The sequence below is a fragment of the Leifsonia sp. GW821-FHT13C05 genome (assembly GCF_058806515.1).
Genome location: NZ_JBXAPT010000009.1, coordinates 52,750 through 78,225, shown reverse-complemented (window position 1 = coordinate 78,225; position 25,476 = coordinate 52,750). Strand labels below are relative to the sequence as shown.

Below are 25,476 nucleotides of genomic sequence, written 5' to 3'. Positions count from 1 at the left end.
CCGTGAACACACAGACCAGCATGCAATCCTCGATCCCTCTGCCCAAGCACGATTCGCCGCCGATGACGAGCCGGTGGCGGATGGCACGATGGGCGATGATCGTGTTCATAGCGGCCATCTCGATCGATCAGGCGTCGAAATTGTGGGCGCTGGACACCCTGGCCTACGGCGCAACCGTGCCGCTGTTCCTGCCGACCCTTTCCTTGCGTTTAGCGTTGAATCCCGGGGTTGCGTTCAGCTTGGGCGCCTCGTCCGGACCCCTGCTCGCCGCGGGAATCTTCGTCCTCCTGGTCGCACTCACCGGATGGGTCACCTGGAAGATCCGCCGCCACGACCGGCTGCTCGGAGTGATTCTGCTTTCTGTGGTAGCGGCTGGCGGCTGGGGTAACATGATCGACCGGATCTTCCGCGCCCAGAACGGCTTGCTCTCCGGCCATGTTGTGGATTTCATCGCCGTCGACTGGTTCGCGGTGTTCAATCTCGCCGACGTACTTGCAGTCGGCGGGATCGGCGTCTGGATCCTGACCACTCTTCTCGAGCGGCCTGCCGACCGCGCCATCGCGACCCATGGATAAGAGCGCCACCTTCACCTGCTGGGCGCGGCACACCCGTCAGACAGTCACCCACCGATGGGCGTGATTTTCCCCGAGATTGTTTTCAGCGGTCAGTTACTTCTGGCCATTCCGGTCGCCGTGCTCGCCGGGTTGATCTCCTTTGCATCACCGTGCGTGCTGCCCCTTGTTCCCGGGTACCTCGCCTACGTTGGTGGCGTCTCCACCGCCGACCGCACCCATCGGAGCCGACGCACCGTGCTCGGCGTCAGCCTCTTCGTGCTGGGATTCGCGGCCGTGTTCGTCGCCTATGGTGCCCTGTTCGGCGCGTTGGGGGCCTGGCTGACCCGATGGCAGGATCTCCTCATCCGGGTCCTGGGTGTCGTGGTCATCCTGATGGGCTTCATTTTCACCGGCGTGTTCCGTCGCTTCCAACAAACGTGGAAACTTCCGATTCGTCCCCTCACCGGTCTTGGCGGGGCACCGGTCCTCGGTGTCGTGTTTGGTTTGGGTTGGACTCCCTGTATGGGTCCAACTCTCGCTGCAGTGCTCTCGCTCAGTTTGTCCAGCGAGTCGGCGCTGCGGGGGGCCGTCCTGACCGGGTTCTACGCGCTCGGGCTCGGGATTCCCTTCGTATTGGTGGCGCTCGGTTTGGGGTGGATCTCAACCGGGGTCGGGTTTCTGCGTCGACACGTTCGCGCGATCAACGTGGCCGGCGGTGTGGCAATGATCGGCATTGGGGGGCTGATGGTCACCGGAATGTGGACGGCCATCATCTACCAGTTGCAGTTCCTCATCGGGGGCGTTCAGCTGCCGGTCTAACCTGACGAATTTCGGCACGGTGCTGCGTGTCAAAGACCGTGGGTTCTGTCATGGTTGAAGCCCGCAGCCGGTCAGTAGGAATGGGGGGAGGTTCAATGGTCAACACTGTGGGTGCGGTCGGACAAGCGGCCATGTTAGTGGCGATCCCGGTCGCTGCCGCGATCGTTGGTTCGATCGTTGCAGTCGTGCGGCCGCCCGGTCCTAAGCTGACTAGCGCCATCCAGCATTTCGCCGCCGGTGTCGTTCTTTCAGCGCTAGCTGGTGAAGTGTTGCCAGACCTGCGGACCGAGGGAAACCTACCGTGGGCGATCGCCGGGTTTGTGGTCGGAACAGCGGTTATGCTCGCCCTCGGATCCCTTAGCCGCACAATCGAACGCAAGCAATCCGCCGGACCCACTCTGCCGGTGGCGTTCCTGATCGTGATCGGAATCGATCTGCTTCTGGACGGACTGCTGGTCGGGCTGGGGTCCAGCCTCGGTGCTAGGCAAGGACTCATCCTCACCATCGCGCTCACGATTGAAATCCTCTTTATCGGCCTCTCGGTCACGATTGCGCTCACCCAAACCGGCCTCAGCAAGATACGGGCCGTCGTGATAACGGCCGGCCTCGGACTGACAACTGCGGTCGGTGCGATTGGAGGGGCTGCGATCCTAGGCGGGGCAACCCGGGCAGTCCTAGCGTTCGTCCTCGCGTTCGGAGCCTCAGCGCTCCTCTACCTTGTCGTCGAGGAGCTCCTCACCGAAGCGCACGAGCAGGCTGAGACGGTCGGACTGGCCGCAATGTTCTTCCTCGGCTTCCTGACGATCTACATTCTCGCCGCCATTTAACCTTCCTAGCGCTGGGCACAATGGTCGCCTGTTAGTTCACCTGTCGGTTCGCGGGTCCGTGACCCACGGGAAGGCTGCCGACCGACGTCGGGCGGCGGCGAGGACGCCGACGATCGTGAACATCCAGATAGTCCAGAGCCGATGGAGAACGCGGCTCCGGGGTTGTTGACAAACGACAGAGACAGCAAGCCCCCGATCAGCGAGACGCGGCCGCCGGGCTGCAGCTGGGCCGTCACGAGTACCCGTGTGCCCCTGGTCGAAGATCAGGGCACAGCCTAGCGACGGCAACGGCGATGCCAAAGGCATGCGGACGCGTCCTGCTCCTCCGGACGGGAGACAACTCATCGAGCGCGTACACAGCTTCCACGGTGCGCTGCCCGATGCCCAGCGGTCACGAGGTTGCCTTCCGGGTGCGCGCCGCACGGAGGCCGTTGAGGATCACGATGACCTCCGCCATCTCGTGGACCAGGACGACGGCGGCGAGCCCGAGGACGCCGAACAGCGCCAGCGGGAGCAGGGCGGTGATGATCAGCAAGGACAGGATGATGTTTTGGTTGATGATGCGGCGTCCGCGGCGGGCGTGGTCGAACGCGCGCGGGATGAGCCGCAGATCATGCCCGGTGAAGGCGACATCGGCTGACTCGATCGCGGCGTCGGAGCCGGTCGCTCCCATCGCGATGCCGATATCGGCGGCGGCGAGAGCGGGGGCGTCGTTGATGCCGTCGCCGATCATCGCGACCGATCCTGCCTGGGACAGCTCGCCGATCGCCGCGGCCTTGTCCTCGGGGCGGAGCTCTGCGCGCACGTCGCCGATACCGGCTTGCGCGGCGAGAGCGCGCGCGGTGCGGGCGTTGTCGCCGGTCAGCATGGTCACGCCGGCACCCTGGGCCGCGAGGGTGCGCACGACCTCCGGTATCTCGGGGCGCAGCTCGTCTCGGACGCCGATCGCGGCGACCGATGTCCCGTCACAGTGCACGATCACGACGGTCATACCCTGCTCCTCTAGGCTCGTGACCTGGCTCCCGAGGCTCTCGGCGTTGATCCAGCGGGGGCTGCCAACGGTGATCCGTGCGCCGTCGACGGTGCCTTCGATGCCGTGCCCGGCCTGCTCGGTCACATCGAGGGCCGCAGGGACACCGGGGGCGGCTGCGGTGATCGCAGCGGCGAGCGGATGGGTGCTGTGCTGCTCCAGCGCAGCCGCCCACTCCAACGCCTGGCGTTCGGTGACGCCGTCGGCCGTGAGGACCGCCGTAACGGCCGGCTGGTTGCGGGTGAGGGTGCCGGTCTTGTCGACGGCGACGTACCGGATCGTCCCGAAACGTTCGAAGGCTGCGCCGGATTTGATGATCACGCCAAATTTGCTGGCCGCGCCGATCGCGGCGACGACCGTGAGCGGTACTGAGATCGCCAGGGCACACGGCGACGCGGCGACGAGCACGACCAGAGCCCGGGTGATCCATAGCTCCGGGTGACCGAGCAGGGAGCCGATCAGCGCGACCAGGGCCGCGAGGATCAGCACGCCGGGGACCAGGGGGCGGGCGATCCGGTCCGCGAGACGCGCGCGGTCGCCCTTCTCGGCCTGGGCCTGCTCGACCAGCTCCACGATCGTGGTCAGCGAGTTGTCTGTCCCCGCCGCAGAGACCTGAACTTCGAGCGCCCCGGCGGTGTTGATCGCACCGGCGGAGACCGCGTCTCCGGGTTCGACCTCGACCGGGATCGACTCGCCGGTGATCGCGGAGGTGTCCAGGCTGGAACGGCCCGAGCGGACGATCCCGTCGGTCGCGATCCGCTCCCCGGGGCGGACAAGCATAATCTGGCCGACGGTGAGGTCCTTCGCCGCGATCTCGACCGAGGCCCCGTCGCGTCGCACCGTCGCCGTCTCCGGGACGAGCTTCAACAGTGCGCGCAGGCCGCCGCGGGCGCGGTCCATCGCCTTGTCTTCGAGTGCTTCGGCGATCGAGTACAGGAACGCTAGCGCAGCCGCTTCCTCGACGTAACCGAGGATCACTGCGCCGACCGCGCTGATCGTCATCAGCAGACCAATGCCGAGCTTGCCCTTGAACAGCTTCCGGATCGCCCCAGGGGTGAATGTCGACGCGCCGAGCAGTAGGCCTGCCCAGAACAACACCAGAGCTGTGAGTTCCGCGCCGGACCACTCGCAGATCAGCCCGGCGATGAATGCGATACCGGAGAAGACCGGGGCCAGGATCTCGCGATCCTTCCACCACGCCCGGCCTTGGTCCTCGTCATCGTCGATGTCGACCGCATCCACCTGAGACCCCGACACGGCGCTCACGCGCTCTCCCCAGTTCCGCAGCAACCCGACACCGTACACAAAACGTCCATGCACGGTGCGTTCTCGTCCACCGCCAGCGTCACATCCACAAGGGTCGTGAGCGCCGCAGCCAAATGCGGGTCTGCGATCTCGTACCGGGTCTGCCTGCCTTCGGGTTCGGCGACTACGATCCCGCAATCGCGCAAGCAGCTCAAATGGTTCGAGACATTGGAACGGGTCAGCCCCAGCTCGCGCGAAAGCACGGCCGGGTAGCTCGGGCCATTGAGCAGAGACATCAGAATCCGGGATCGCGTCGGATCCGCCATGGCCCGGCCCAACCGGTTCATCACGTCGAGGCGCGAGGCAATAGTCAGCATGCGATGACTATACAGTGAATGATGACCTATTTTCGAAGCGGGAGGCCGCAATGGGGGTCGACTCGATTTTCGCGGCTACCGTTGTCGTGGTCACCATCGTTGGGTTTGGCCAGTGAGCTTCGAGAGCTCGGGCTCGCTATCGATCGGAGTGGCCGCTCCCGGCTTCGGTCGTCCCGGATACCGATCACCCTCCAGCAGCTGCTCCGCATGTTAAACATTGATGATTCGCGGCCGATTGCTCGTCAGATCTAGCTACTGATTCATATCCTCGCCGCAGTCATCAGACTGCTCTAGTCCTCTCGGCTGTTGCGCATTCCCGATCCGAAACCCCCAGGCAGGGCGCTGAGACGGTCGTAGGGTGAGCATCATGGGTTCGCGTACCGAAATCATCACTGAGGAATCGGTCTATGGCACCGTCCTCGTCAGCGGTCTCGTCGTCGCCTCGGGAACCCAACAGGCAAGCGCCTGGACTACGTTCTCAACTGTCGCCGCAACCGTCGTGATCTTTTGGGGGGCTCACGTCTACGCCGGCACCGTTGCGGGTCACGGGGTCGCCGAGGGGGACAAAACGACACTGGGAACCGCGTTGCGGCAGTCACTGCGCCGCTCGGTCGGGTTCCTCATTTCTGCCGTGCCGCCGTTGATCGTACTGCTCTTAGGGGCGCTTCGTATCGTGCCCGACCAGGCCGCCCTCTGGGCTGCGCTCTGGCTCGGGGTGGTCATCCTCGGAGTGCTCGGCTACTCAGCGTTCGCTTTGCGACGCAGCAGCTGGCCGATCCGCATTTTCGGCTGCTTGGGGACCGCAGCGTTCGGTGTCGTCATGATCGTGCTTAAGGCGGTCATCCACTAGTACCGCCCAACACCCGGCCTACTCGCATCTGACGGAACACACGGTACCTGACTGGATAACGGGGTGTATCGCATCCCTGTCAGCTTGCTGTTTCACCGGTATAGCGGCGCGCCCGACGACTGCGCGTGGGGCAGGGTTCGAATCGTCCGAACCTCGCAGAGCGACTTTGATCAGGAGCGACGACGTTCGATCAGCACTGTGTCTCTCCACTTGCCGGCCCAAGGTCCATAGGGCATAAGGGCGATGCGTTCCCGGGTGCCGATGCGCCGAAACCCCGCCCGGTCATGGAGAGCGAGACTTGCAGCGTTCTCCGGAAAGATGCTCGACTGGATTGTCCAGATATCAGCAGCGTCGCACGCGTCGATGAGCGAGGCGAGGAGTGCGCGGCCTACGCCTTTTCCCTGCGCCGCACCAGCGACATAGACGGAGTGCTCGACGACGCCGCGATAGACCGGCCGTGCGGATGTGGGAGAGACGGCAGCCCACCCCAGAACGGTGGGGCTGTTGTCGACGGCGACGAGGCGAGCGACGGCGAGCTTGCTGGCGTCGAAGTTCTCCCAGCTCGGAGGCTGGGCCTCGAACGTGGCGTTGCCGGTGGCGATGCCTTCACGGTAGATGGTCTCGACTGCTGGCCAATCAGCGTGAGCAAGGGGCCGGATCGTGATCAGGGTCATGGTGTCCAGGTCCTAGGTTGCGCGGGCGATGAGGAGCGGGATGAGTGCGACGCCGGCCGTTGCCAACACCATCATCGAATACGAGCCGAGGCCGGCGGCGATGGTGGGCCCCAGTGCAGGTGAGAGGGCCGTCAGGATGGTGATGGGCGCTGCAAATACGCCGTTGATCGAGCCGTAATTGCGGGTGCCCCACCGGTCTGCCACCGCGGATGCCTGAACGAGGGTATGTGCGCCACGTACTGCACCGGTGGCGATCGCCACGACAATCAGCAACCACAGCGGACCGGGAACGAGCGCGAGTGCGGCCAGGAGGAGCGCCGAGCTGGCGGCGATGACTGCGATCGGAACCCACGGGCTGTGACCGTGTGGCGTGACGAAGAACAGGAGTCGGCCGATGACTTGCCCGGCCCCGACGAGTCCGAGCGTGATGGCGGCCGCCCCATAGCTGATTCCTTTTTCGGTGAGGAGGGGGATCAGGGAGAGCGTGACGGTGTAGAGGCTGGCGGTGAGCAGCCCCATCGCGACTACCAGAAACCAGAATCGGCGGGTGCGGATCACAGTGGAGACGGTGCGCTCCGCGGCCTTCTCATTGATGGGCTGCAGCGGCCAGGAGCGTTCGACGGTGAACCAGTGCAACGGCAGTGTGACGACCAGCAGCACCCCCGCGAGGATCAGCAACGTCGTCTGCCAGTTCCAGACTGCCAGCAGAGCCGCGGTGATCGGGGCGAACACGGTCGAGGCCAGTCCGCCGGCGAGGGTCAGGACGGTGAGTGCGCGTTGCCGTGTATCGCTGTAACGCCGAGTGATGACGGCGAACGCAGCTTGATATAGCACCGCCGACTGGGCAACTCCGACGACCAGCCACGCGGTAAAGAACCACAGCAGACCCGGTGCGAACGCTGCAGCGACGAGGCCGCCGGTTCCCACGACGGCGCCAAGCGACATGACCAGTCGCGGATTCGACCCATCGATCAGTCGACCGACGACGATTCCGGATACGGCAGAGATGACGAGCCCCGCCGAAATAGCGCCGGTCACCGCCGGCAGGCTCCACCCGGTGTCGTGCGCGATGACAGGTGCGGCCACGATGGGGGCGTAGTAGAGGATGCCCCAGCTGACGACTTGTCCGATCGAGAGCGCCGCGAGGCTCCAACCCGATCGCACGATGCTGGCAGCATCGGTCTGAGGGCCGGAACTTGTCATCAGGCGTCCTGGGAGACGGTGAGCCGACCTTCCGCGCTGGCGACCCGGATGGCAGGGAAGAACGCCTTGACCGCGACGAGCCCGACGACCCCGCCGAGGAGCTGGGCCGCGATGTAGCCGAGCGATGAGCTCGGTGCGATGCCGGCGAAGGTGTCTGTGAACATGCGTCCCACCGTGATCGCTGGATTTGCAAAGCTAGCCGAGCTGGTGAAGAAGTAGGCGGCACCGATGTAGGCGCCGACCGCGGGCGCGGCCAGCTGCGCGCGTCCCGTCCGGGCCAGAGCGAAGATCACCAGCACCAGGCCCGCTGTGGCGACAATCTCGGCCAGGAAGTGGGCCGGGGTGAGGCGGTCGGTGGTGCTCCATTGGACGGCGGCCTTCGCGAACATCAGGTTGGCGAGGATCGCCCCAGCGATGCAGCCGACGACTTGTGCGGGGACGTACCGGGCGACGTCATCCCAGCGCCGGTAGCCCAGAGCGGCATCCACTGCGGAGACGATCGGGTTGAAGTGTGCGCCGCTGACGGTAGCGAAAACGAGGATCAGGACGGTGAGGCCAAACGCTGTGGCGATCGCGTTCTCCAGCAGCTGCAGACCGGTGTCCGTGGGGGAGAGCTGCTGGGCAGCGATACCGGAGCCGACGACCAGTGCGGTGAGCATGGCGCTGCCGACGAACTCGCCGGCGACGCGACGGAGGGCGCTCACGCGGTGGTCAGCAGCTGCGACACGCGGTCGAGCGCTCCGGGAACCAGCTTGTAGTACGCCCACGTGCCCCGCTTGGACCGGGTGAGGTAGCCGGCGTCCATCAGGATCTTCAGATGGTGCGACACGGTGGGCTGGCTGAGGCCGATCGGGTCGGTGAGGTCGCAGACGCAGGCTTCCTCGCCCTCGGACGCCGCGACGATCGAGATGAGCCGCAGCCGGGTCGGGTCGGACAGTGCCTTGAAGGCGACGGCCATCGACTCGGCGTCTTGCAGGCTCAGCGTCTCCTTGGTCAGGGGAGTGCAGCAGGAGCCTGCCACGCTGATGGGCAGCAGTTCGACGTTCGTCATGAACGTCACTCTAACTGAATATTGACAAACTTCGATAGATGCATCAAGCTCTGCGTATCGACAAACTTCGATGTACCGGAGGAAGCATGACTCTCATCGACCTGACCGCCCCCGTGGTGCGCAGCAGCCGTCTCGACAACCTGCCGGTGGCGATCATCGGCGCCGGACCGATCGGCCTGGCCGCCGCTGCGAATCTTGTGGAGCGCGGGATCGACTTCGTCATCTACGAAGCCGGCGAGAACGTCGCTGGCAGCGTCGACCAATGGGCGCACATCCGGTTCTTCTCCCCGTGGCGTCACGCCATCGACCCGGCCTCGCGCCGACTGCTCGAGGCAACCGGATGGACGGCTCCTGATCCGAAGGTGCTGCCGACCGGCGCTGACCTGATCGAGAGCTACCTGCGCCCGCTGTCCCAGTTGCCGGCGATTGCCTCGCGTATTCGTACTGGGGTGACGGTCTCGGCGGTGAGCCGGGAGGGCATGGACCGCACACGCACGGCCAACCGTGCCGATACCCCGTTCCTGCTTCGCCTGAGGGATGCGTCAGGTGTGGTCGAGGAAGTCACCGCTCGCGCGGTGATCGATGCCTCGGGCACCTATCTGAGCCCTAACAGCCTGGCCTCCACGGGTCTCGAACCGCTCGGCTTGTGCGAGGTCGCTGACCGGGTGACGCACGCGCTGCCGGACGTGCTGGGGCGTGAGCGCGCCCGGTTCGCCGGCAAGCACACCACCGTCGTGGGAGCCGGGCACTCCGCCGCGAACACGCTTTTGAACCTCGCCGCACTGGCCCGCGAGGAACCCGGGACGCGGATCACGTGGCTGATCCGTAACGCCAGCGCCGTGCGCGTTACGACGTCCGAGGACGATGAGCTGGCCGCCCGCGCCGCGATCGGCTCTCGAGTCGAGCGGCTGCTCGCCGCTGGCATTGTCGAGCAACTCGACCGATTCGAGATCGTCCGCCTCGCGCCTGCCGGCGACGGCGTGCGTCTGATCGGCCACCGCGCCGGTGAGCTGGTCGAGCACGAGACCGACGTCGTGGTGAATGCGACCGGTTTCCGCCCGAACCTGGACATGCTGCGCGAGGTCCGGCTGGAAGTGGACGAGATCGTGGAGGCGCCCAAGCGTCTGGCGCCGCTGATCGACCCGAACCTGCACAGCTGCGGAACGGTCGCCCCGCACGGGTTCGCCGAGCTGCAGCAGCCGGAGCCGAACTTCTTCCTTGCGGGCATGAAGTCCTACGGCCGTGCCCCGACCTTCCTGCTCGCCACCGGCTATGAGCAGGTGCGCTCGATCACCGCCTGGATCGCGGGCGATGTCGCCGCTGCAACCAACGTCGAGCTGGTGCTACCGGCTACTGGCGTCTGCTCGAGCGGTCCGGCGGCTGCCGGCGGATCGTGCTGCTCTTAGCCGAACCGGACACGGCGCCGCATAGACTCGCGTCTATGGGTGCTGTGCCATCGGGCGGCGAGACGCTGCGGAGCCTGAAGCGAATCAGCGATCCCACGCGCGCCCGCATCTTGTCCCTCATCCTGGACAGCGCCGACGGCCGTGCATCGGTCACCCGGTTGGCAGACGCTCTGGGGCTGCGCCAGCCAACCGTGTCGCATCACTTGAAAGTGCTGCACGAGGACGGTCTGGTGCGGCGGTCGCCGGAGGGTCGACAGGTCTGGTACTCGATCGAGCCCGACAAAATCGACCGCGTCTCCGAACTCATCGGAGAGCCCGCGCCCGCGCAGGCTGACGACGTGCTGGACCGGATCAGCAGCGACCTCAGCGCCCGCTTCGCCGGCGTCTTCGCGCCCGAGACAGTTGACCGCTACGTCCGGGAGAGCCACCAGCTGCTCGCGAACGATGCGCACATCACCAGGCAGCTGACCTCGCTGACGTCCCGGTTCGCGGCCGACCGGCTTGACGCGCTCGCGCGCGAGCAAGGCGTCTCCACGCGGACGCCGGAAGTCTTGTTCGTCTGTGTGCAGAACGCCGGTCGGTCGCAAATCGCGGCTGCGATCCTTAAGCATCTGGCGGGCGATCGTGTGCGGGTGCGCACTGCCGGCTCAGAGCCGGCGGATGCGGTGCGGCCCACGGTTGTCACGGCGCTGGACGAGATCGGTGTCTCTCTGGCGGGGGAGTATCCGAAGCCGCTGACCGATGAGGTGGTGCGTGCTGCGGATGTGGTGATCACGATGGGCTGCGGTGATGCCTGCCCCATCTACCCGGGCCGTCGCTACCTCGACTGGGAACTCGATGACCCGGCCGGCCTCCCGCTCGCCCGCGTGCGCGAGATCCGCGACGACATCGAAGCCCGTGTTCGGGACCTCCTCGACACGCTCTGATGTGAACGCAGGCTGAACTTTCCCGCCTACCCGTTCCCTTAACCATAGATGCGCGTCTATGCTTTTCGTAGACCCACGAAAGCGAGGAACACCATGTCCGAGAAACCCACCGTCCTGTTCGTCTGCGTCCACAACGCCGGCCGTTCCCAGATGGCCGCCGGCTTCATGAAGGAGCTGTCCGGGGGAGCGGTCGACGTGCTCTCCGCCGGCTCCGAGCCGAAGGACCAGATCAACCCCATCGCCATCCAAGTCATGGCCGAAGAGGGCATCGACATCGCCAACGAAGTCCCGAAGATCCTCACCACCGACGCCGTGAAGGAATCGGATGTGGTGATCACGATGGGCTGCGGCGACACCTGCCCGATCTTCCCCGGCAAGCGCTACGAGGACTGGGAGCTCACCGACCCGGCCGGCCGTCCCGTCGACGAAGTTCGCCCGATCCGCGACGAGATCAAGCAGCGAGTGCAGAACCTGCTCGCTGAGATCCTTCCCGCCAAGGTCTGAACCATGACCCTCGACGTGGACGATCGCCGCGGCCTCCCCGGGCTCAGCTACCCGGAGGAGTACCTGCGGCGTCTGGCAGATGAGCTAACCGAGAAGTTCACCGGCATCTTCAACCGCGAGACGGTGGAGCGCTACGTGCTCGAGTCCTACACGGCACTCCTGCGTACCGCCAGCGTGAAAGCGCACCTGGCCACCCGCACCATCCACTTCGCCACCGAACGCCTCACCGCGCTCGCCCAGGCCAAGGGAGCGCTCAACGTCGGCGTGCCGGAGGTGCTGTTCGTGTGCGAGCAGAACGCCGGCCGCTCCCAGATGGCCGCCGTGCTCACCGAACACCTCTCCGGCGGCCGCGTCCACGTCCGATCCGCCGGCTCCGCCCCCGCGGACCAACTGAACCCCGCCGTGGTCGAGGCCATGAGCGAGATCGGGTTGGACCTCAGCCGCGAGTTCCCCAAGCCCCTCACCGACGACGTGGTGCAAGCCGCCGACGTCGTGGTGACGATGGGCTGCGGCGACGCCTGCCCGATCTACCCGGGCAAGCGCTACCAGGACTGGGAACTCACCGACCCCGCCGACCTGCCCATCGACCAGGTACGGCAGATCCGCGACACCATCACCGAGCACGTCCGCGCGCTCCTGACCAGCCTGGAAGCAGCCCCCGCATGAGCATCGAGAACGTCGTCGTCATCGGCTCCGGCCCCGCCGGATACACCGCCGCCAACTACCTCGCCCGCGCGGGTCTCGCACCGATCGTGCTGACCAGCTCCGTCGAGATCGGCGGCGCCCTGGTCAACACCACCGAGGTCGAGAACTTCCCCGGCTTCGTCGACGGCATCCAGGGCCCTGACCTGATGGACAAGCTGCGCCAGCAGGCCGAGAAGTTCGGGGCCCGCCTCGTCTACGACGACGCCACCGCCCTCGACCTCACCGGTGACGTCAAGACCATCACCACCGGCAGTGGCACCGTCTACCAGGCACACGCGGTCGTCCTCGCAATGGGCTCCGCCTACCGCAAACTCGGCGTCGACGGCGAAGAGCGACTTTCCGGCTACGGAGTGTCTTGGTGCGCTGTGTGCGACGGGGCGTTCTTCCGCAACCAGAACATCGCCGTCGCTGGCGGCGGAGACTCCGCCGTTGAAGAGGCGATGTTCCTGACCCGGTTCGCGGACTCGGTCACCCTCATCCACCGCCGCGACCAGCTTCGGGCCTCCAAGATCATGCAGGACCGCGCACTCGCGAACCCGAAGATCACGATGCGGTGGAACACTCAGATCGTCGAAGCCCACGGAGAGGACAAGCTCAGCCGGCTCAGCCTCCGCGACACCATCACCGGCGAGGACGGCGTCCTCGACGCGACCGGGCTGTTCATCGCTATCGGCCATGACCCGCGCAGCGCTCTCGTAGCGGGACAGGTTGATCTCGACCCGGACGGCTACGTGAAGGTCCAGCACCCCACCACCGAGACCAACCTGCCCGGCGTGTTCGCCTGCGGCGACCTCGTGGACCGCCGCTACCGGCAAGCCATCACTGCCGCCGGCACCGGCTGCTCCGCCGCCCTGGACGCCGAGCACTATCTGGCGGCACAAGGCCTAGGAACGCACACCGGGGCGGGTACTTCCGTCGCGGTGTCTGCCTAGGTGGCGGCGGTCGTCAGCCGCTTTCGTCTGAGAACCGCGCGAACCATCAGGGGCACGCCGACCACACTGGGAAGCACCCAGAACGTCCAGACTGGTAGCAGCTGCCAGACCGGCAAATGCGGACCGTTGTCTACGTAGAAGGCGGTCAGCATGGCGATGTACGAGACACCCATCGCCAGAATGTGCGGGACATCGCCTGGCCGGTGAAGGCGGCGGAAGATGAACCCATAGAGCCCTCCCACCACGCTGATGCCGCCAGCAAGGACGAGCGGCAGATCGGCCGGCCAGCGGAACCCGGCGAGAACGCAGGCAGTAGCAAAGACCACCAGAAGTGCCCCGAGATACCAGCGCCCAACACGGGGATGCCGTCCTGGACCCTTATGGGCGAGCATCGCAACAATCCCAGTAACGATCGCGACCAGCGCCGCCGCCACATGCACACTCAGGAAGGTCAAGAAGACCGCAGTCGTCGAGGCAACATCTAAACCTAAGAACGGTTCAAACTCGACCATGCTGCCCTCGCCTCAGCTCTAATCGCAACGATACGCGGCCAGGCAGCCAGCCGGCCCTGCAGGTCACTGTTGCGGACAGCGCAGGTCTTTCAAGGTTTGGACCTGCGCAACATAGGCAAGCTCCTCCACACATGCATTAGGTCAGTGCCCACTGTATAGTCATCGGATGCTGACTATTGCTTCCCGACTCGACGTAATGAACCGGCTAGGCCGTGCAATGGCAGATCCGACACGATCGCGGATCCTGATGACGTTGCTGGATGGCCCAAACTACCCCGCCCTCCTCGCCCGGCAACTGGAACTGACCCGCTCGAACGTGTCGAATCACCTCACCTGCCTCCGCGACTGCGGCATCATTGTGGCCGAGCCCGAAGGCCGTCAAACCCGATACGAACTCGCAGACCCGCACCTGGCGAAAGCATTGACCGCTTTGGTGGATGTAACGCTGGCGGTGGACGAAAACGCCCTATGCATGGACGAGACCTGCACCGTCCCCGGCTGCTGTGGGGGAGCGGTTCGATGACCGCGGCCGGCACCCTCAGTCAGGAACGGCGGGAACGTCTGCATCGTCGGGTGCGGTTCATCGTCGCCTTCACGATCAGCTACAACGTCATCGAGGCCATCGTCGCCGTGTGGGCTGGCACCGTGGCCGGGTCGGCCGCCTTGATCGGGTTCGGGCTGGACTCGGTGATCGAGGTCCTTTCGGCCCTCGCGATCACCTGGCAGTTCACAAGGAAAGACCCCGAGCGGTGGGAGAAGGCGACCGTGCGGGCGATCGGGATCGCGTTCTTCGCTCTCGCTGCGTACGTCCTGATCGATTCAGTACTGAGCTTGACGGGCGTTCAGGAGGTTGATCACAGCCCCGTTGGCATCGCGCTGACCGCGCTGAGCCTGATCATTATGCCGGTGCTTGCCTGGTTCGAGGTTCGCACCGGACGAGAGCTCGACTCCAAGAGCGTGCAGGCCGACGCGAAGCAGCTCATCCTGTGCATTTACCTTTCTGGGACTGTGTTCATCGGTCTGGTCCTCAACAGCCTGTTCAGCTGGTGGTGGGCCGATTCGGTGGCGGCACTGGTTGTGGCGGTTCTGGCGATCCGGGAAGGGATCGAAGCATGGCGGGGCGATATCGAATCGCCCTTCGACGTCCTCTCAGACATGGGTGAAGAGTAGACACGTCGCGTTGCCCGGCAGGGGCAGAAAGAGAAGATGTGTATGCAGATCGAGGTTCTCCACATCGATGAATGTCCGAACTGGGAAGCGGCGGGCGACCGGGTCAAGGAGGCGCTCGCCCAACTCGGGAAGACCGCGACAGTCGAGTTCCGACTGCTCAGCACGCCCGAAGAGGCTGCCCGAGTTCCGTTTGCTGGATCGCCGACCATCACTGCTGACGGCGAAGATCTCTTCCCCAGCGACGGAGGCACCCCGGATCTCGCCTGCCGGATCTACTTCACCCCGGACGGCGTTGCCGGCCTACCCACCGTCGAACAGCTGAGCCAGGCGATCGGCCACCATGAGCGCTGAGGAGACGGTGGTCTGTTCCTGCTGTGGCCGCGAGCGATTACGACGCAACGTGCACATGCTCGACGGTGGCGCCGCATACATCTGTCGACGCTGCGGACTCTGGGTCGCACTGCGATGGCGTCGAGATAAGACGTAGCCAGACCCAGCCCCGCTGGTCAGGGCATCAAGAGGACGTATGGAAGCAGGGGTACGGGAGCGCGAAAACCGCGCAGCCAACGTGCAGGAGACGCGCAATCTGACATAACGTACATTATCGGAAGGTGAATGTAGGTATGTCTAGCAAAGTATAGGCCTTTCCTATACTTCAACATACTTCGCTAGGCTTGGAGTCATGGATCCAGTTCGAAATCCCTACCAACCCGGCGCAGGACGTAAGCCTGCAGCGCTTGTCGGTCGCGACGATACTTTGCAGGACTGGCACAACGACCTACAGCGCGCTGAAGGCGGCCGTTCCATCCAGCCCACAGTTCTGTATGGACTTCGGGGCGTTGGAAAGACCGTGCTGCTCTCAGAACTCCGACGCAACGCGAGCCGACGCGAATGGATCGTCGCGCAGGTTGAGGGAGGCGGAGACAAAGGCGTGCGTGAACTCATCGGCGAAGCGCTCTACGCGCCGCTGGCGGACCTTGCCCGTCCGAGCGCCGGTCGACGACTCCTAAAAGCGCTCAAGACGGCAATCAGCTTCAAGGCTTCGTATGACACGAACGGAGTTTGGACGTTCGGGTTGGATCTCACGGAGGTCAGCGGTGGTGGTGCCAACACGGGCGTTCTCGAGACGGACCTACGCAAGCTAATTTCTGACCTTGCCGGCGCAGCTCAGGAAGAGAATGTTGGTCTGGCGATCCTGATTGACGAGGCTCAGGACCTCGACCAGCAGGAACTCACCACACTCTGCGTGATAGCGCACGCGGCCGCTCAGGACGATTGGCCTGTTGCTTTCGCATTCGCAGGGCTTCCTAGCCTTCCGCGGATTCTGGCCGAGGCGCGCTCATACGCCGAACGATTTCGGTACGTAAACGTGCGCGAGCTCACTGAGGGTTCAGCCGCGGAGGCTTTGACGATTCCGGCGGCTTCCGAGCACGCCCGATGGGATGACGATGCTATCGATGTTGTGATTGAAGCGTCTGGCCGATATCCGTATTTCCTTCAGCAGTTCGGCCAGGACTCATGGAATGCGGCATCCGGACCTGTTATCTCCGCTCAGGACGCGCTCCTGGGCGTCGCCCGAGGCAATTTGCAGCTCGATACCGGGTTCTTCCGCGTGCGCTGGGATCGTGCTACTCGCGGCGAGCAAGACTATCTCCGGGCGATGGCTGAGGACGGAGACGAAGGCAGCCAGTCGGGAGAAGTCGCAGCGCGACTGGGCCGTTCTGGAGCCAGTCTCGGCCCTGTCCGCGCGAACCTGATCAACAAGGGCCTTGTATACGCTCCCGAGCACGGCGTGGTCGCGTTCACAGTGCCGGGTATGGCTGCATTCGTCCTGCGCCAACAGAAAGCCTAGGGCGCGTAGAGGGTGCGGAATTGGCCGAGCAGGTCATCCTAGCGCCCGTCGAAAAGGCCGGAGTCCGTGGCGTATACCACAGCGTCCACGCCCACATGTCTGGCTCGAACCCAACCCGCCACACCAGCCCGGGGGTGGCCCGTGATTTCAAGATCCGGCACGCTCATCCGACGTATGCGAATGACTTCGCAGCAGCGATAAACATCGCCAGCAACAGCCAGCGGCTCACGTTCGCGAAGCGGTCGCGCCGGCGCCTGATCACCCAGCGAGGGGTTCATTCCCTTAAACCAGGACTGCACGGTGGTCGCGTCGTACCGCTCACGCAACAGCGCAGCCGCATGGTAGGGGTGCCGCAGCCGATCACGATCGGCTTCCCAGGGCTCACCCAAGGCATCGGCCCAGGCGGTCACCGAGCGGGCGGGCGGACTTCACCCCACCGATATACGCCACGAGGCGCACACCGAGGATGTCGCGCAACCGCGTCGCGAGATCAGCAAATGGAAGATGTAACAACTCACATTCCGGGGCACGCTCCCTGCCGCAGGACCCTCCTCGACGGCCGAGCTCACCAACGGCGTGTTGTTGGACCACTGCCGCCAGCCGGGGGTTAGCGTCGGGAGCCAGCGATCGAGCACGTTCGACGCCCAAAATCAGATTCCAACTGTTCGGAAGCGAAATGCGACCTCCTCTCGGCTCAACGCCTACCCGCAGGCCCTCTTGGTCACGGGTGGGGGTGATCCTTGTGGTCGTGGCGGTTCTCACCGCCTGGAATGGGGTCGCAGTCCCTCAAGCGTTCGCTGACAACTATCCATCGTGGGGCGACGTACAGGCCGCTCGGTCCGGTGAGGCTGCCAAGCAGGCCCAGGTCACTGCGATCTCCGCGCTGATTGCAGGGCTCAAAACACAAGCGAAAGCGGCCGAGGATGCCGCCGCCGCCCGGGAAAAGGACAACGAGGCGGCCCAGTTCGCCCTGACCGCCGGCCAGAACAAGTCGGACTTGCTAGCCGCCGAGGCTGCGCGACTGAAAGAGAAGTCCGAGACCTCACACCGGCAGTCGGCAGCGGTGATGGCAAAGTTGGCCCGCACGGGAAACCAGAACCTCACCGGGACCCTGCTGCTCAGCAAGTCGACCGACGCAGCCGGACTGCTATATCGACTGAGCAGCCTGGGAAAACTCACTTCAACGATCAACGGCCTGTACTCGCAAGCGGCTCAGGACAGCAACAATGCCAAAGCAGCCAGCGACCAGGCTGCCGCGGCAAAGGATGCCCTTGCTGCCCTTGCTACCGCGGCGAAGGCAGCGCTTGCAAAGGCCGTGCAGGCGCAAAGAGAGATGATCGCCGCCCTGTCGGCACAGACTGCCCACGAGAATGAACTCCAGGCCCAGCTGGCGTCGCTCACGAGCGCGACAGCGGTGACGGAACAGCAGTATCAAGCCGGAGTTGCGGCGCGCGCGGCTGCCGCAGCCGCAGCAGCAGCCGCCGCCGCCGCAGCCGCTCGTGCCGCGGGTCCCAGCGCGCCAGTAGCCACCGATGCGCGCGCGCTCGCCCAAGAGCTAATGGGATACGTCTCTGCCGGACAGCTATCCGGTTCCTACCCCGACCACATTATGGAGATCCAGTGGATCGCGGACGGCCGCTCGGTGCCAAACTGCGGGATCGACACCCAGATTCTCCAAGTAATGGTGATTGCTCTGCACACCTTTTCAAGCGTCGGCGTCAGCGACATCAACCGTCGCTGTACAGGCCAAATCGAAGGCGCCGGAATCAATTCACAGCACTACGCCGGAGGTGGCGGCCATGCGGTGGACTTCTACAGCCTGGGTGGCCGCTCCGCGACCGGCGCCGACGGCAACTCCTTGGCCCTGATCCGGGTCCTCGACCCGAGGATGCCATACGGTTCGGGCCTAGGTCAGAGCACCTGCCGACGAAACGCAGGAAACGAGCCCTCCCTGCACAACTTCCAAGACTTCGACGACACCTGCAACCACCTCCACATCAACGATCCGATGTAGCTCCGCGCAACCCGCTGCCAGGACGACCAGCACCAGCTCGGACGCCGGAATGTGACAATTCGGTAACGAACACATACCATTACGGGGTATTCCGATCTGCTCCCCCGGCGAAAGGCACTGTGTGACACGCTCGAGCACACTTGCTGGTTCATCATCGACCCCCCACCTCGCGCCGGCACACAATGGCGGTCCACCGCATCGGCGAGAGCGCGGAGCCGACCGGGGAAGTCCAGGGCAGGCGTTCTCGTCCCGCCGCGAGAGGCATACTTTCGAGCGCTCATCCGGGCCTGGAGCCCGTGTCGCTTCCATTTCGCAGACAGCTCTCACGGGTGGGGATAGGTCTGACGGGCTCCAGAGGCCCGCGCCAACGAACGACACATTCGGGGGAGACCCGCCTGACCGAGAGAAGGCGCTGGCTGCCCTTGATGCCCTTTCCGCCCAACACTTCCGGGAACTGAGAAGGCCACCACTCCTACAGACCAAAGCGGCCGATCATAGATCGGAAGCCGACCGGTCCAGCGCTAGCAGAACCCGGAGGGGATGGTCGGCGAAGGCCATCGTGATCCTGGCCGCGAGTGGCCTTGTTGGTACCACTGCGCTGCCGGCGTATGCCTCGATGGCGGATGGCTCGTCCGGACCGTCCCGCGCCAGCGTTGCAGTACAGACCCTCACTGGTAGCGGGGAAGCGGTGTCAACGGCGAGCCGAGAGGGCTTCTCGATTACCGAGAACAGCGCGAAACTCGATTCAACGGTCGAGTCGACAGTGTCGCCAACGGTGCAGCGGTTGGCGCAATCTCTTATGGTTGCTGTCGGCCAGGGCCGCTTGACCGGCTACGCCCCGGACCACATTCCGGAGATCCGAAACCTTGCGGAGGGTCGCGCCGTTCCCGGTTGCGGCGTCGACTACCGGGTACTGCAAACGATCGAGGTGGCGTTGGCGAACTTCGCCACGGTTGGCGTCAGTGACATCAACAGGCAGTGCACCGGCCAAATCGAGGGTGCCGGTAGTGCGTCATCACACTATGCCAACGGGGGAGGCCACGCGGTTGACTTCTATCTCCTGAACGGTCACCCACTTACCGGTGGCGACCCGGAATCGTTGAAGCTCATCCGCGCGCTCGACCCCGTAATGCCACCAACCACGAACCTCGGTCAGGTGGGATGCCGCAGCGCCATTAGCGTGACCAACTTCCTCCCGTTCGACGATACGTGCGATCACCTGCACATTGACTTCCGCCAAGCGCAAGGAACCACTCTCACGATTTAGACCCGACCGTACGAGGCGAGGCGAGGCCTATTTGCCTGCCTCGCCCTCAACCCCATTCGCTAAGATGCGGTGCTAATACCCGCCACCTCTAGGACACTGCCGACATGACGACCACGTACGATCACGACCCGAGCCGGGCGGCTCGTGCGCGTGCGCGCCGGGTTGTCGTGACAATGTTGTCGTTGCTGGCATTGGCGCTCGGTATGTTCGTGATGACATCGATGAGCACGGCCCACGCACACGATTCCGTGGCAGCTTCTTCGGCAGGCACGCATTCGGGCGGCCACCAGTTTGAAGTCCACCCTGTGGCGGGGCCGCTTGCGGGCGTGGGGTCTGAGCAGGCCGCCTTGTCGAGCACACCGGCACAGCAGTGCGACAGCGTTTGCGAACTCGGCTGCGCACTTGCCGGCGCTGCCTGTGTCCTTGTGGTGATTGCGGTGGCGGTCTCGCTATTGGCGATCCATCGAGGGCTGGCGTTGCTCGACGTAGCCCAACGGGGCGCGCCTGTTGTGCTGTTCTCAGCCGCCCGTACCTTGGTTCAGGCCCCCTCCCTGCTCGCGCTTTCGATCAGCCGTACCTAAACCGGCTCCCAACAGCGCAACAGCGCCTCGGCGCTAATCGCGCAGCGCCTCGCGCAGCGAACAGCGACCATTCGCAGACATCTGCGCCCTCTTGGTTTCTGGCCGCCTGTGATGACCGCCCATCGACCGATGCCTACCGCATCCGTCACCGAACCGATCCCTTATCTGGTCTCATAAGCGCAGCTTTTCACCTGTATTCCAGACCGTCCTAAACACCGAGCCGACCCGTCTCTCGTCCTCGCGTGTTGACCCGTCGGAGCCCCATTCACGATGCACACACATACTTCCTCTCTGACTTCGAGCGCTAATGTTTCGTCGGCAGCCCAGTACGGATCCCGTCGCGCCCGACACAATGCCGAGCGACGACCGCCCACCGCAACTTCAGCGACCTCTCGCCGGCAAGTGACACCTCGCAAGAGGTGGGCGCCATTGGCGGCCCTATCGCTAGCGGGGACCCTGTTCGGAACGTACGCGCTTCCGGCCTACGCGATCGTGCCCGGCGAGACACAGCAAGTGGCGACCGCCCGGCCCGGTGACCTGCAGACGATGACCACGGTGTCCGCGCAGTCGGCTGTTGTCACGCGCGATGTCGTGTCGGTTAGCGCGCCCCCACCAAAGCCGGTGCCTGTCACGAAACTGAAAGCCGCCGGGTTCACGTCGACCGCCAACACCTTCACGAACAATCCGGCGTCGCCAATTCAATGGCCGTTCGATGTCGGCGTACCGATCAGTGACGGGTTCGGATATCGAGTCTCTCCGTGCTCAGGCTGCTCCTCCTACCACGAGGGAATTGACATGAACCCCGGGGCCGCAACGCCGATCCAGGCGATCGCAGACGGGGTCGTCAGGGAGGTCGGGAACCCAGCGGGCAGCCTCGGCGTCTACGCGATCATTGACCATCAAATCGATGGGCAGACCGTCAGCAGCCTCTACGCGCACATGGCCTACGGCTCCCTGAACCTCAGCGTCGGAGAAACGGTCAAAGTCCGCCAACTAGTCGGCCTCGTCGGAAGCACCGGCGCAAGCACCGGCGCCCACCTCCACCTCGGCATCTCCGTCAACGGAACCCCTGTCGATCCATACGCGTGGCTCACGCAGAGAGTGAAGTAACCATGCGAACACACCGGATAACACGCTCATGGACCGTCGCTGCCACCGCCGCCCTCGCCGCCGTGGCGCTCAGTGGGTGCACCGCAGCCGGCGCGGCCACCGCAACGATGAACGACCTCGGCCACGTACACGGGCTGGACTCCACCGGAGGCCGCATCTTCGCCGCCACCCACCAGGGTGTGTGGGCGCTCGATGCTGCGCAACTCAATGATGGCTTCGCATCGGAAAAGACCGCCCGGGTCGGAGACGGAACCCAGGACACAATGGGATTCACTGTTGCCCGTTCCGGGGTCATGTTCGCCTCGGGGCATCCGGACCCTGCCAATAACGCGCACCAGGACCCAGCCAATCTCGGACTGATCGAAAGCACCGACGCCGCTCGAACTTGGTCGACCGTTTCGCTCGCCGGTCAAACCGACTTCCACGACATCACCACCGCCACCACCGGTGATGCCCAGGTGCGTGTCTACGGATACGATGCGGCCCGCCAAATTGTCCGGATTAGCGATGACAGCGGCCGGAACTGGCACGACGGTGCCACCGTCGCCCTCCGCAAGCTTTCGGTCAACCAGAATGCGCCGGACACCGTCCTTGCCACCACGCAGACAGGCGTGCAGATCAGTCGCGACGCCGGTGCAACGTTCGCGCCCCTACCTGGCACCCCTGCGCTCTTTCTGCTTTCGCCGATCGACTCCACGGCGGGAAGCTTCGTCGGCGTCGACACGGACAAGAAGATCTGGACCTCCGTCGACGACGCTGCGACGTGGACCCCGAAGGGGACCTTCCAGTCACTTCCCGGGTCACTGGCAACGGTGAAGGGCTCCTCCAAGCTGTGGATTCTCGGCACCGATAGCCGCGGGATCGTGGCAACACCGGATGACGGCATCACTTGGACGGTACTCGTCGGAGGCACCCCTTGACTAGAACGCGGGATCACTTGTGAACGGCTCAGCTCGGCGAGGACGGCTGTGGCGGCGTCCGCTGCTGGGGCTGCTGGTGGCGTCGGTCGTCACCAGTGCGCTCATCACCGCCGGCCCGGCGCAGGCGGTCAGCTATCCTTCCTGGCCAGACGTTGAAGCGGCACGCTCGAGTGAAGCGTCGAAGAAGGCAGAAATCGACCGGATCAACGGACTGCTGAGCACTCTCGATACGAGCGTGCGCAGGTCGCGGGAGGCCGCCGTCCAACGCGGAGTGGAGTACGAGAAAGCGCAATCGAAACTCGATTTCGCAACCTACCGGGCGAACACATTGCGCGGTCAGGCGGGGGAAGCCCGAGGCCGAGCCGATGTGTCACGTGCGCGGGTCGGCAGGCTGGTTGCCCAACTGGCACGGTTCGGCAACGCAGACCCCACCACCCAGCTGCTTGTAAACGGGGAACGGGCAGACGCGTTGCTCTTCCAGCTCGGCACAATGAGCAAACTCAGCCAGAACTCCAACAAGGCTTTCGCCGCCGCCAGCACCGACGCGAACACGGCCAAGGCACTGACCGACCAGGCGACCGTCGCCCAAGCAGCGCTTGCCGACCTCAACCGGGAAGCCGAGAAGGCGCTCCAGAACGCAGTCGCGGATGCGACCGCCGCCCAAACCCAGTTGGTTGAACAGCAACAGGTGCAAGGAACCCTCCAAGCCCAACTCTCGGTGCTGGTTGAAAACCGGAAAGCGACCGAAGCCGACTTCAGCAAGGGCGAAGCAATACGGCGGCAGCAGCAGGCCGCCGCCGCCGCCGCCGCCGCCGCAGCAGCGGCAGCGGCAGCAGCAGCAGGCGGGGCAGGATCATCTGCCGACGGTGGACAACTCAGCGGACAAGGGTGGACAAAACCTGTCACCGGCTGGATCAGCGACCGGTTCGGACCGCGCCCGAACAGACCGACGGCTAGCTCAGGTGCATTCCACTATGGCACCGACCTCGCAGCCGGCTGCGGCACCCCGATCTACGCCGCCACCGCGGGCCGTGTCGTCTACGCAGGCTGGCTGGGAACGTACGGAAACTGGGTTCTCCTCGACCACGGATCCGATGTGATGACCGGATACGCCCACATTCGAGAGGGCGGCGTCCTGGTCAACGTCGGCCAGACCGTGCAGGCCGGACAGAACATCGCCCAGGTCGGAACCACCGGCGCATCCTCTGGCTGCCACCTGCACTTCGAGGTGCGTGTCGGTGGCAACCGCGTCGACCCGCAACCCTTCATGGGCGCGAGAGGAGTCACCCTTGGCTAGGATCAGCGCTCGAGCCAGAAGGATCCGGACTGCGATCCTCGCTGCGGCAGCCGCCGTCACGCTCGCCGTGACCATTTCCGGATGCAGCAGCAACGATGCTCTCGCGCAGCAATTCAAAGACGGCTCCGGCAAGAACTTTGTGGCCGGCGACGGCACCATCACCGAAATCCAACCCAAGAACCGGACCGCAGCGGTCCGGTTCGCCGGAAAGCTGGAAGACGGAAACGTGGTCTCCTCCGCCGCCTACGCCGGCAAAGTGCTGGTCCTCAACTTCTGGTACGCCGGCTGTGCCCCTTGCCGGGCGGAGGCGCCTGATCTGGAAAAGAATAACAGCAAGTTCAGCGGTCGCGGAGTCGAGTTCCTGGGTGTGAATGTGCGCGATCAGGCCGACACGGCGCTCGCTTTCGCACGCACCTACGGCATCACCTATCCGTCCGTCCTGGACGCTTCGGACGGTGCCATGCAGCTCGCGTTCAGCGGGGTGGTGGCCCCGAACGCGGTACCCACCACGTTGGTCGTCGACAGGCAAGGGCGGGTCGCAGCCCGTGTACTCGGGCAGCTTCCCGACGCGTCCGTACTCACCGCACTGATCAGCAGGGTCCTCAGCGAGCAAGGACCTTAACAGCGAACCCCGCCGTCATCGACGGCCGGATGAGCCCACAATTCCCTCTTGAGTGAAAGACAGATCATGCTCCACCGGTTCAGTATCCCCAGCCCCGACCCCGCGTTCGCGCAATTCCAGATCGGCCCGCTCACGATCCACACCTACGCCCTCTGCATCCTCGCCGGGATCGTCGCAGCAACACTCATCACCTCCAACCGGCTGTCCACCCGCGGCGCCGAACGTGGCGTTGTCCTCGACATCATTCTCTGGGCGGTCCCGCTCGGAATCGTCGGCGCACGGTTCTACCACGTGTTCACCCACACCGGCGACTACTTCTATCCAGGCGCGAACCTGTGGAACATATTCGCCATCTGGGATGGCGGCAACGCCCTCTACGGGTCGCTACTCGGCGGCGCGGTCGGCGCCTACATCGGCTGCCGCCGCACCGGGATCCGGTTCTGGTCATTCGCCGATGCCCTCGCTCCCGCCCTGCTTGTCGCGCAAGCGTTGGGACGGTTCGGGAACTATTTCAACCACGAACTCTTTGGCCTTCCCACCACCTTGCCATGGGGGTTGCAAATCGAAGCCAGCAATCCGAAGTTCCCGGCCGGCCTGCCCGCCGCCACCCTCTTTCACCCACTGTTTCTGTACGAGATCATCTGGAACCTGATCGGCGTCGGAATCATCCTGCTCCTAGAGCGTCGCGTCGCCCTGCGCTGGGGGAAAGCGTTCGCCCTCTACCTGATCTGGTACGGACTCGGCCGCAGCTGGTTGGAAGCCATCCGGATCGACCCCACCAGTGATGGGTTCTTGAGCATCCCGGCCAACGTCTGGGCGTCCTTCGCCGCCGTCGCACTCGGCATCGTGCTCTTCGTCGTCCAAACCAAACGTCATCCGGAACCAGAATCGTCACCATATCGCGACGGCCGCGAACCAACGCAGGGGTCCGACGAGGGCGAACGGATTCAAACCGAAAGCACAACCTCCTCTCGGGGTGGCCGCGATGACAACCACAACTAGCCGCAAATCGTCGTGTCGAAGGGTCA

The 25,476-nt window shown here is 64.7% G+C and carries 28 protein-coding genes; 21 read left to right on the top strand and 7 right to left on the bottom strand.

Features of this window, described 5'->3' with window-relative positions; translation table 11 throughout:
• The first annotated feature begins 2 nt into the window (after positions 1 to 2).
• The 3 genes from lspA (at position 3) to AC1ROC_RS19370 (ending at position 2,200) form a co-directional block, all read left to right on the top strand.
• Complete coding sequence (gene lspA, locus AC1ROC_RS19380) at positions 3 to 575, top strand: signal peptidase II (RefSeq protein WP_147440239.1); 573 nt, start codon at positions 3 to 5, stop codon at positions 573 to 575.
• Positions 576 to 629: 54 nt separating this feature from the next.
• A complete protein-coding gene (locus AC1ROC_RS19375; RefSeq protein WP_121264582.1) occupies positions 630 to 1,373 on the top strand; it encodes a cytochrome c biogenesis CcdA family protein in 744 nt (247 codons plus the stop codon).
• A gap of 95 nt (positions 1,374 to 1,468) precedes the next feature.
• Complete coding sequence (locus AC1ROC_RS19370; RefSeq protein WP_121264579.1) at positions 1,469 to 2,200, top strand: ZIP family metal transporter; 732 nt, start codon at positions 1,469 to 1,471, stop codon at positions 2,198 to 2,200.
• A gap of 391 nt (positions 2,201 to 2,591) precedes the next feature.
• Here the strand turns inward: AC1ROC_RS19370 and AC1ROC_RS19365 are convergent, their stop codons facing one another.
• The gene (locus AC1ROC_RS19365; RefSeq protein WP_391508831.1) at positions 2,592 to 4,496 is read right to left on the bottom strand and encodes a heavy metal translocating P-type ATPase; all 1,905 of its coding nucleotides are present in this window, start codon (positions 4,494 to 4,496) and stop codon (positions 2,592 to 2,594) included.
• Complete coding sequence (gene cmtR / locus AC1ROC_RS19360; RefSeq protein ID WP_121264573.1) at positions 4,493 to 4,852, bottom strand: Cd(II)/Pb(II)-sensing metalloregulatory transcriptional regulator CmtR; 360 nt, start codon at positions 4,850 to 4,852, stop codon at positions 4,493 to 4,495. Before cmtR (AC1ROC_RS19360) ends, AC1ROC_RS19365 begins: the two co-directional genes overlap by 4 nt.
• A 358-nt stretch (positions 4,853 to 5,210) precedes the next feature.
• Between cmtR (AC1ROC_RS19360) and AC1ROC_RS19355 the strand changes: the two genes are divergently transcribed.
• Positions 5,211 to 5,702: a hypothetical protein gene (locus AC1ROC_RS19355; protein WP_121264570.1), complete on the top strand. Its 492-nt coding sequence runs from the start codon at positions 5,211 to 5,213 to the stop codon at positions 5,700 to 5,702.
• A 170-nt stretch (positions 5,703 to 5,872) separates the two neighbouring features.
• Here AC1ROC_RS19355 and AC1ROC_RS19350 read toward each other — a convergent pair whose 3' ends face one another.
• The 4 genes from AC1ROC_RS19350 to AC1ROC_RS19335 are packed head-to-tail and all read right to left on the bottom strand — an operon-like array spanning position 5,873 to position 8,630.
• Positions 5,873 to 6,376: a GNAT family N-acetyltransferase gene (locus AC1ROC_RS19350; RefSeq protein ID WP_121264567.1), complete on the bottom strand. Its 504-nt coding sequence runs from the start codon at positions 6,374 to 6,376 to the stop codon at positions 5,873 to 5,875.
• 12 nt (positions 6,377 to 6,388) lie between these two features.
• The gene (locus AC1ROC_RS19345; protein WP_121264564.1) at positions 6,389 to 7,579 is read right to left on the bottom strand and encodes an MFS transporter; all 1,191 of its coding nucleotides are present in this window, start codon (positions 7,577 to 7,579) and stop codon (positions 6,389 to 6,391) included.
• Positions 7,579 to 8,283, bottom strand: a complete 705-nt coding sequence (locus AC1ROC_RS19340) for an aquaporin (RefSeq protein WP_121264561.1) — start codon at positions 8,281 to 8,283, stop codon at positions 7,579 to 7,581. Before AC1ROC_RS19340 ends, AC1ROC_RS19345 begins: the two co-directional genes overlap by 1 nt.
• Positions 8,280 to 8,630 carry an ArsR/SmtB family transcription factor gene (locus tag AC1ROC_RS19335; RefSeq protein WP_121264618.1) on the bottom strand — a complete coding sequence of 117 codons (351 nt, stop codon included), beginning with the start codon at positions 8,628 to 8,630 and terminating at the stop codon, positions 8,280 to 8,282. Before AC1ROC_RS19335 ends, AC1ROC_RS19340 begins: the two co-directional genes overlap by 4 nt.
• A gap of 86 nt (positions 8,631 to 8,716) precedes the next feature.
• On the opposite strand from AC1ROC_RS19335, the gene AC1ROC_RS19330 reads away from it, so the two are divergent.
• From AC1ROC_RS19330 to trxB, 5 genes are all read left to right on the top strand, one after another.
• A complete protein-coding gene (locus tag AC1ROC_RS19330; RefSeq protein WP_121264557.1) occupies positions 8,717 to 10,036 on the top strand; it encodes an NAD(P)-binding domain-containing protein in 1,320 nt (439 codons plus the stop codon).
• 35 nt (positions 10,037 to 10,071) lie between these two features.
• Positions 10,072 to 10,962 carry a metalloregulator ArsR/SmtB family transcription factor gene (locus AC1ROC_RS19325; protein WP_121264554.1) on the top strand — a complete coding sequence of 297 codons (891 nt, stop codon included), beginning with the start codon at positions 10,072 to 10,074 and terminating at the stop codon, positions 10,960 to 10,962.
• Between the two features lie 93 nt (positions 10,963 to 11,055).
• Positions 11,056 to 11,466 carry an arsenate reductase ArsC gene (locus AC1ROC_RS19320; RefSeq protein WP_121264551.1) on the top strand — a complete coding sequence of 137 codons (411 nt, stop codon included), beginning with the start codon at positions 11,056 to 11,058 and terminating at the stop codon, positions 11,464 to 11,466.
• 3 nt (positions 11,467 to 11,469) lie between these two features.
• On the top strand, positions 11,470 to 12,132 hold the full coding sequence (locus AC1ROC_RS19315) for an arsenate reductase ArsC (protein WP_121264548.1): 663 nt from the start codon (positions 11,470 to 11,472) through the stop codon (positions 12,130 to 12,132).
• Positions 12,129 to 13,103, top strand: a complete 975-nt coding sequence (gene trxB, locus AC1ROC_RS19310; protein WP_121264545.1) for a thioredoxin-disulfide reductase — start codon at positions 12,129 to 12,131, stop codon at positions 13,101 to 13,103. The genes AC1ROC_RS19315 and trxB overlap by 4 nt, the downstream gene beginning before the upstream one ends.
• On the opposite strand, the gene AC1ROC_RS19305 is transcribed toward trxB, so the two are convergent.
• Positions 13,100 to 13,615 (bottom strand): hypothetical protein, encoded by a 516-nt coding sequence (locus AC1ROC_RS19305; RefSeq protein WP_220700281.1) that lies wholly within the window; start codon positions 13,613 to 13,615, stop codon positions 13,100 to 13,102. The two genes, trxB and AC1ROC_RS19305, sit on opposite strands and share 4 nt — an antisense overlap.
• Before the next feature lie 166 nt (positions 13,616 to 13,781).
• Here AC1ROC_RS19305 and cmtR (AC1ROC_RS19300) point away from each other — a divergent pair, with 166 nt between their 5' ends.
• From cmtR (AC1ROC_RS19300) to lgt, 12 genes are all read left to right on the top strand, one after another.
• Positions 13,782 to 14,138, top strand: coding sequence for a Cd(II)/Pb(II)-sensing metalloregulatory transcriptional regulator CmtR (gene cmtR, locus AC1ROC_RS19300; RefSeq protein ID WP_121264543.1), 357 nt, complete (start codon positions 13,782 to 13,784; stop codon positions 14,136 to 14,138).
• Positions 14,135 to 14,785, top strand: coding sequence for a cation efflux transmembrane domain-containing protein (locus AC1ROC_RS19295; protein WP_121264541.1), 651 nt, complete (start codon positions 14,135 to 14,137; stop codon positions 14,783 to 14,785). The genes cmtR (AC1ROC_RS19300) and AC1ROC_RS19295 overlap by 4 nt, the downstream gene beginning before the upstream one ends.
• 42 nt (positions 14,786 to 14,827) lie before the next feature.
• A complete protein-coding gene (locus tag AC1ROC_RS19290; RefSeq protein WP_121264539.1) occupies positions 14,828 to 15,136 on the top strand; it encodes a thioredoxin family protein in 309 nt (102 codons plus the stop codon).
• A 331-nt stretch (positions 15,137 to 15,467) separates the two neighbouring features.
• Positions 15,468 to 16,637 (top strand): ATP-binding protein, encoded by a 1,170-nt coding sequence (locus AC1ROC_RS19285; RefSeq protein WP_085370070.1) that lies wholly within the window; start codon positions 15,468 to 15,470, stop codon positions 16,635 to 16,637.
• A 748-nt stretch (positions 16,638 to 17,385) separates the two neighbouring features.
• On the top strand, positions 17,386 to 18,651 hold the full coding sequence (locus AC1ROC_RS19280) for a coiled-coil domain-containing protein (RefSeq protein WP_179150818.1): 1,266 nt from the start codon (positions 17,386 to 17,388) through the stop codon (positions 18,649 to 18,651).
• A 559-nt stretch (positions 18,652 to 19,210) separates the two neighbouring features.
• A complete protein-coding gene (locus AC1ROC_RS19275; protein ID WP_147440238.1) occupies positions 19,211 to 19,918 on the top strand; it encodes a hypothetical protein in 708 nt (235 codons plus the stop codon).
• A 104-nt stretch (positions 19,919 to 20,022) separates the two neighbouring features.
• On the top strand, positions 20,023 to 20,499 hold the full coding sequence (locus AC1ROC_RS19270) for a hypothetical protein (protein WP_085370073.1): 477 nt from the start codon (positions 20,023 to 20,025) through the stop codon (positions 20,497 to 20,499).
• A 513-nt stretch (positions 20,500 to 21,012) separates the two neighbouring features.
• Positions 21,013 to 21,609 carry a M23 family metallopeptidase gene (locus AC1ROC_RS19265; RefSeq protein WP_256922025.1) on the top strand — a complete coding sequence of 199 codons (597 nt, stop codon included), beginning with the start codon at positions 21,013 to 21,015 and terminating at the stop codon, positions 21,607 to 21,609.
• 107 nt (positions 21,610 to 21,716) lie between these two features.
• Positions 21,717 to 22,529, top strand: a complete 813-nt coding sequence (locus AC1ROC_RS19260) for a F510_1955 family glycosylhydrolase (protein ID WP_143465911.1) — start codon at positions 21,717 to 21,719, stop codon at positions 22,527 to 22,529.
• 19 nt (positions 22,530 to 22,548) lie between these two features.
• Positions 22,549 to 23,826, top strand: coding sequence for a M23 family metallopeptidase (locus AC1ROC_RS19255; protein ID WP_143465913.1), 1,278 nt, complete (start codon positions 22,549 to 22,551; stop codon positions 23,824 to 23,826).
• Entirely contained in the window at positions 23,819 to 24,448 is a 630-nt protein-coding gene (locus AC1ROC_RS19250) for a TlpA family protein disulfide reductase (protein WP_306293898.1), read from the top strand. The genes AC1ROC_RS19255 and AC1ROC_RS19250 overlap by 8 nt, the downstream gene beginning before the upstream one ends.
• A 66-nt stretch (positions 24,449 to 24,514) precedes the next feature.
• A complete protein-coding gene (lgt, locus tag AC1ROC_RS19245; protein WP_085370077.1) occupies positions 24,515 to 25,450 on the top strand; it encodes a prolipoprotein diacylglyceryl transferase in 936 nt (311 codons plus the stop codon).
• Positions 25,451 to 25,476: the final 26 nt, after the last annotated feature.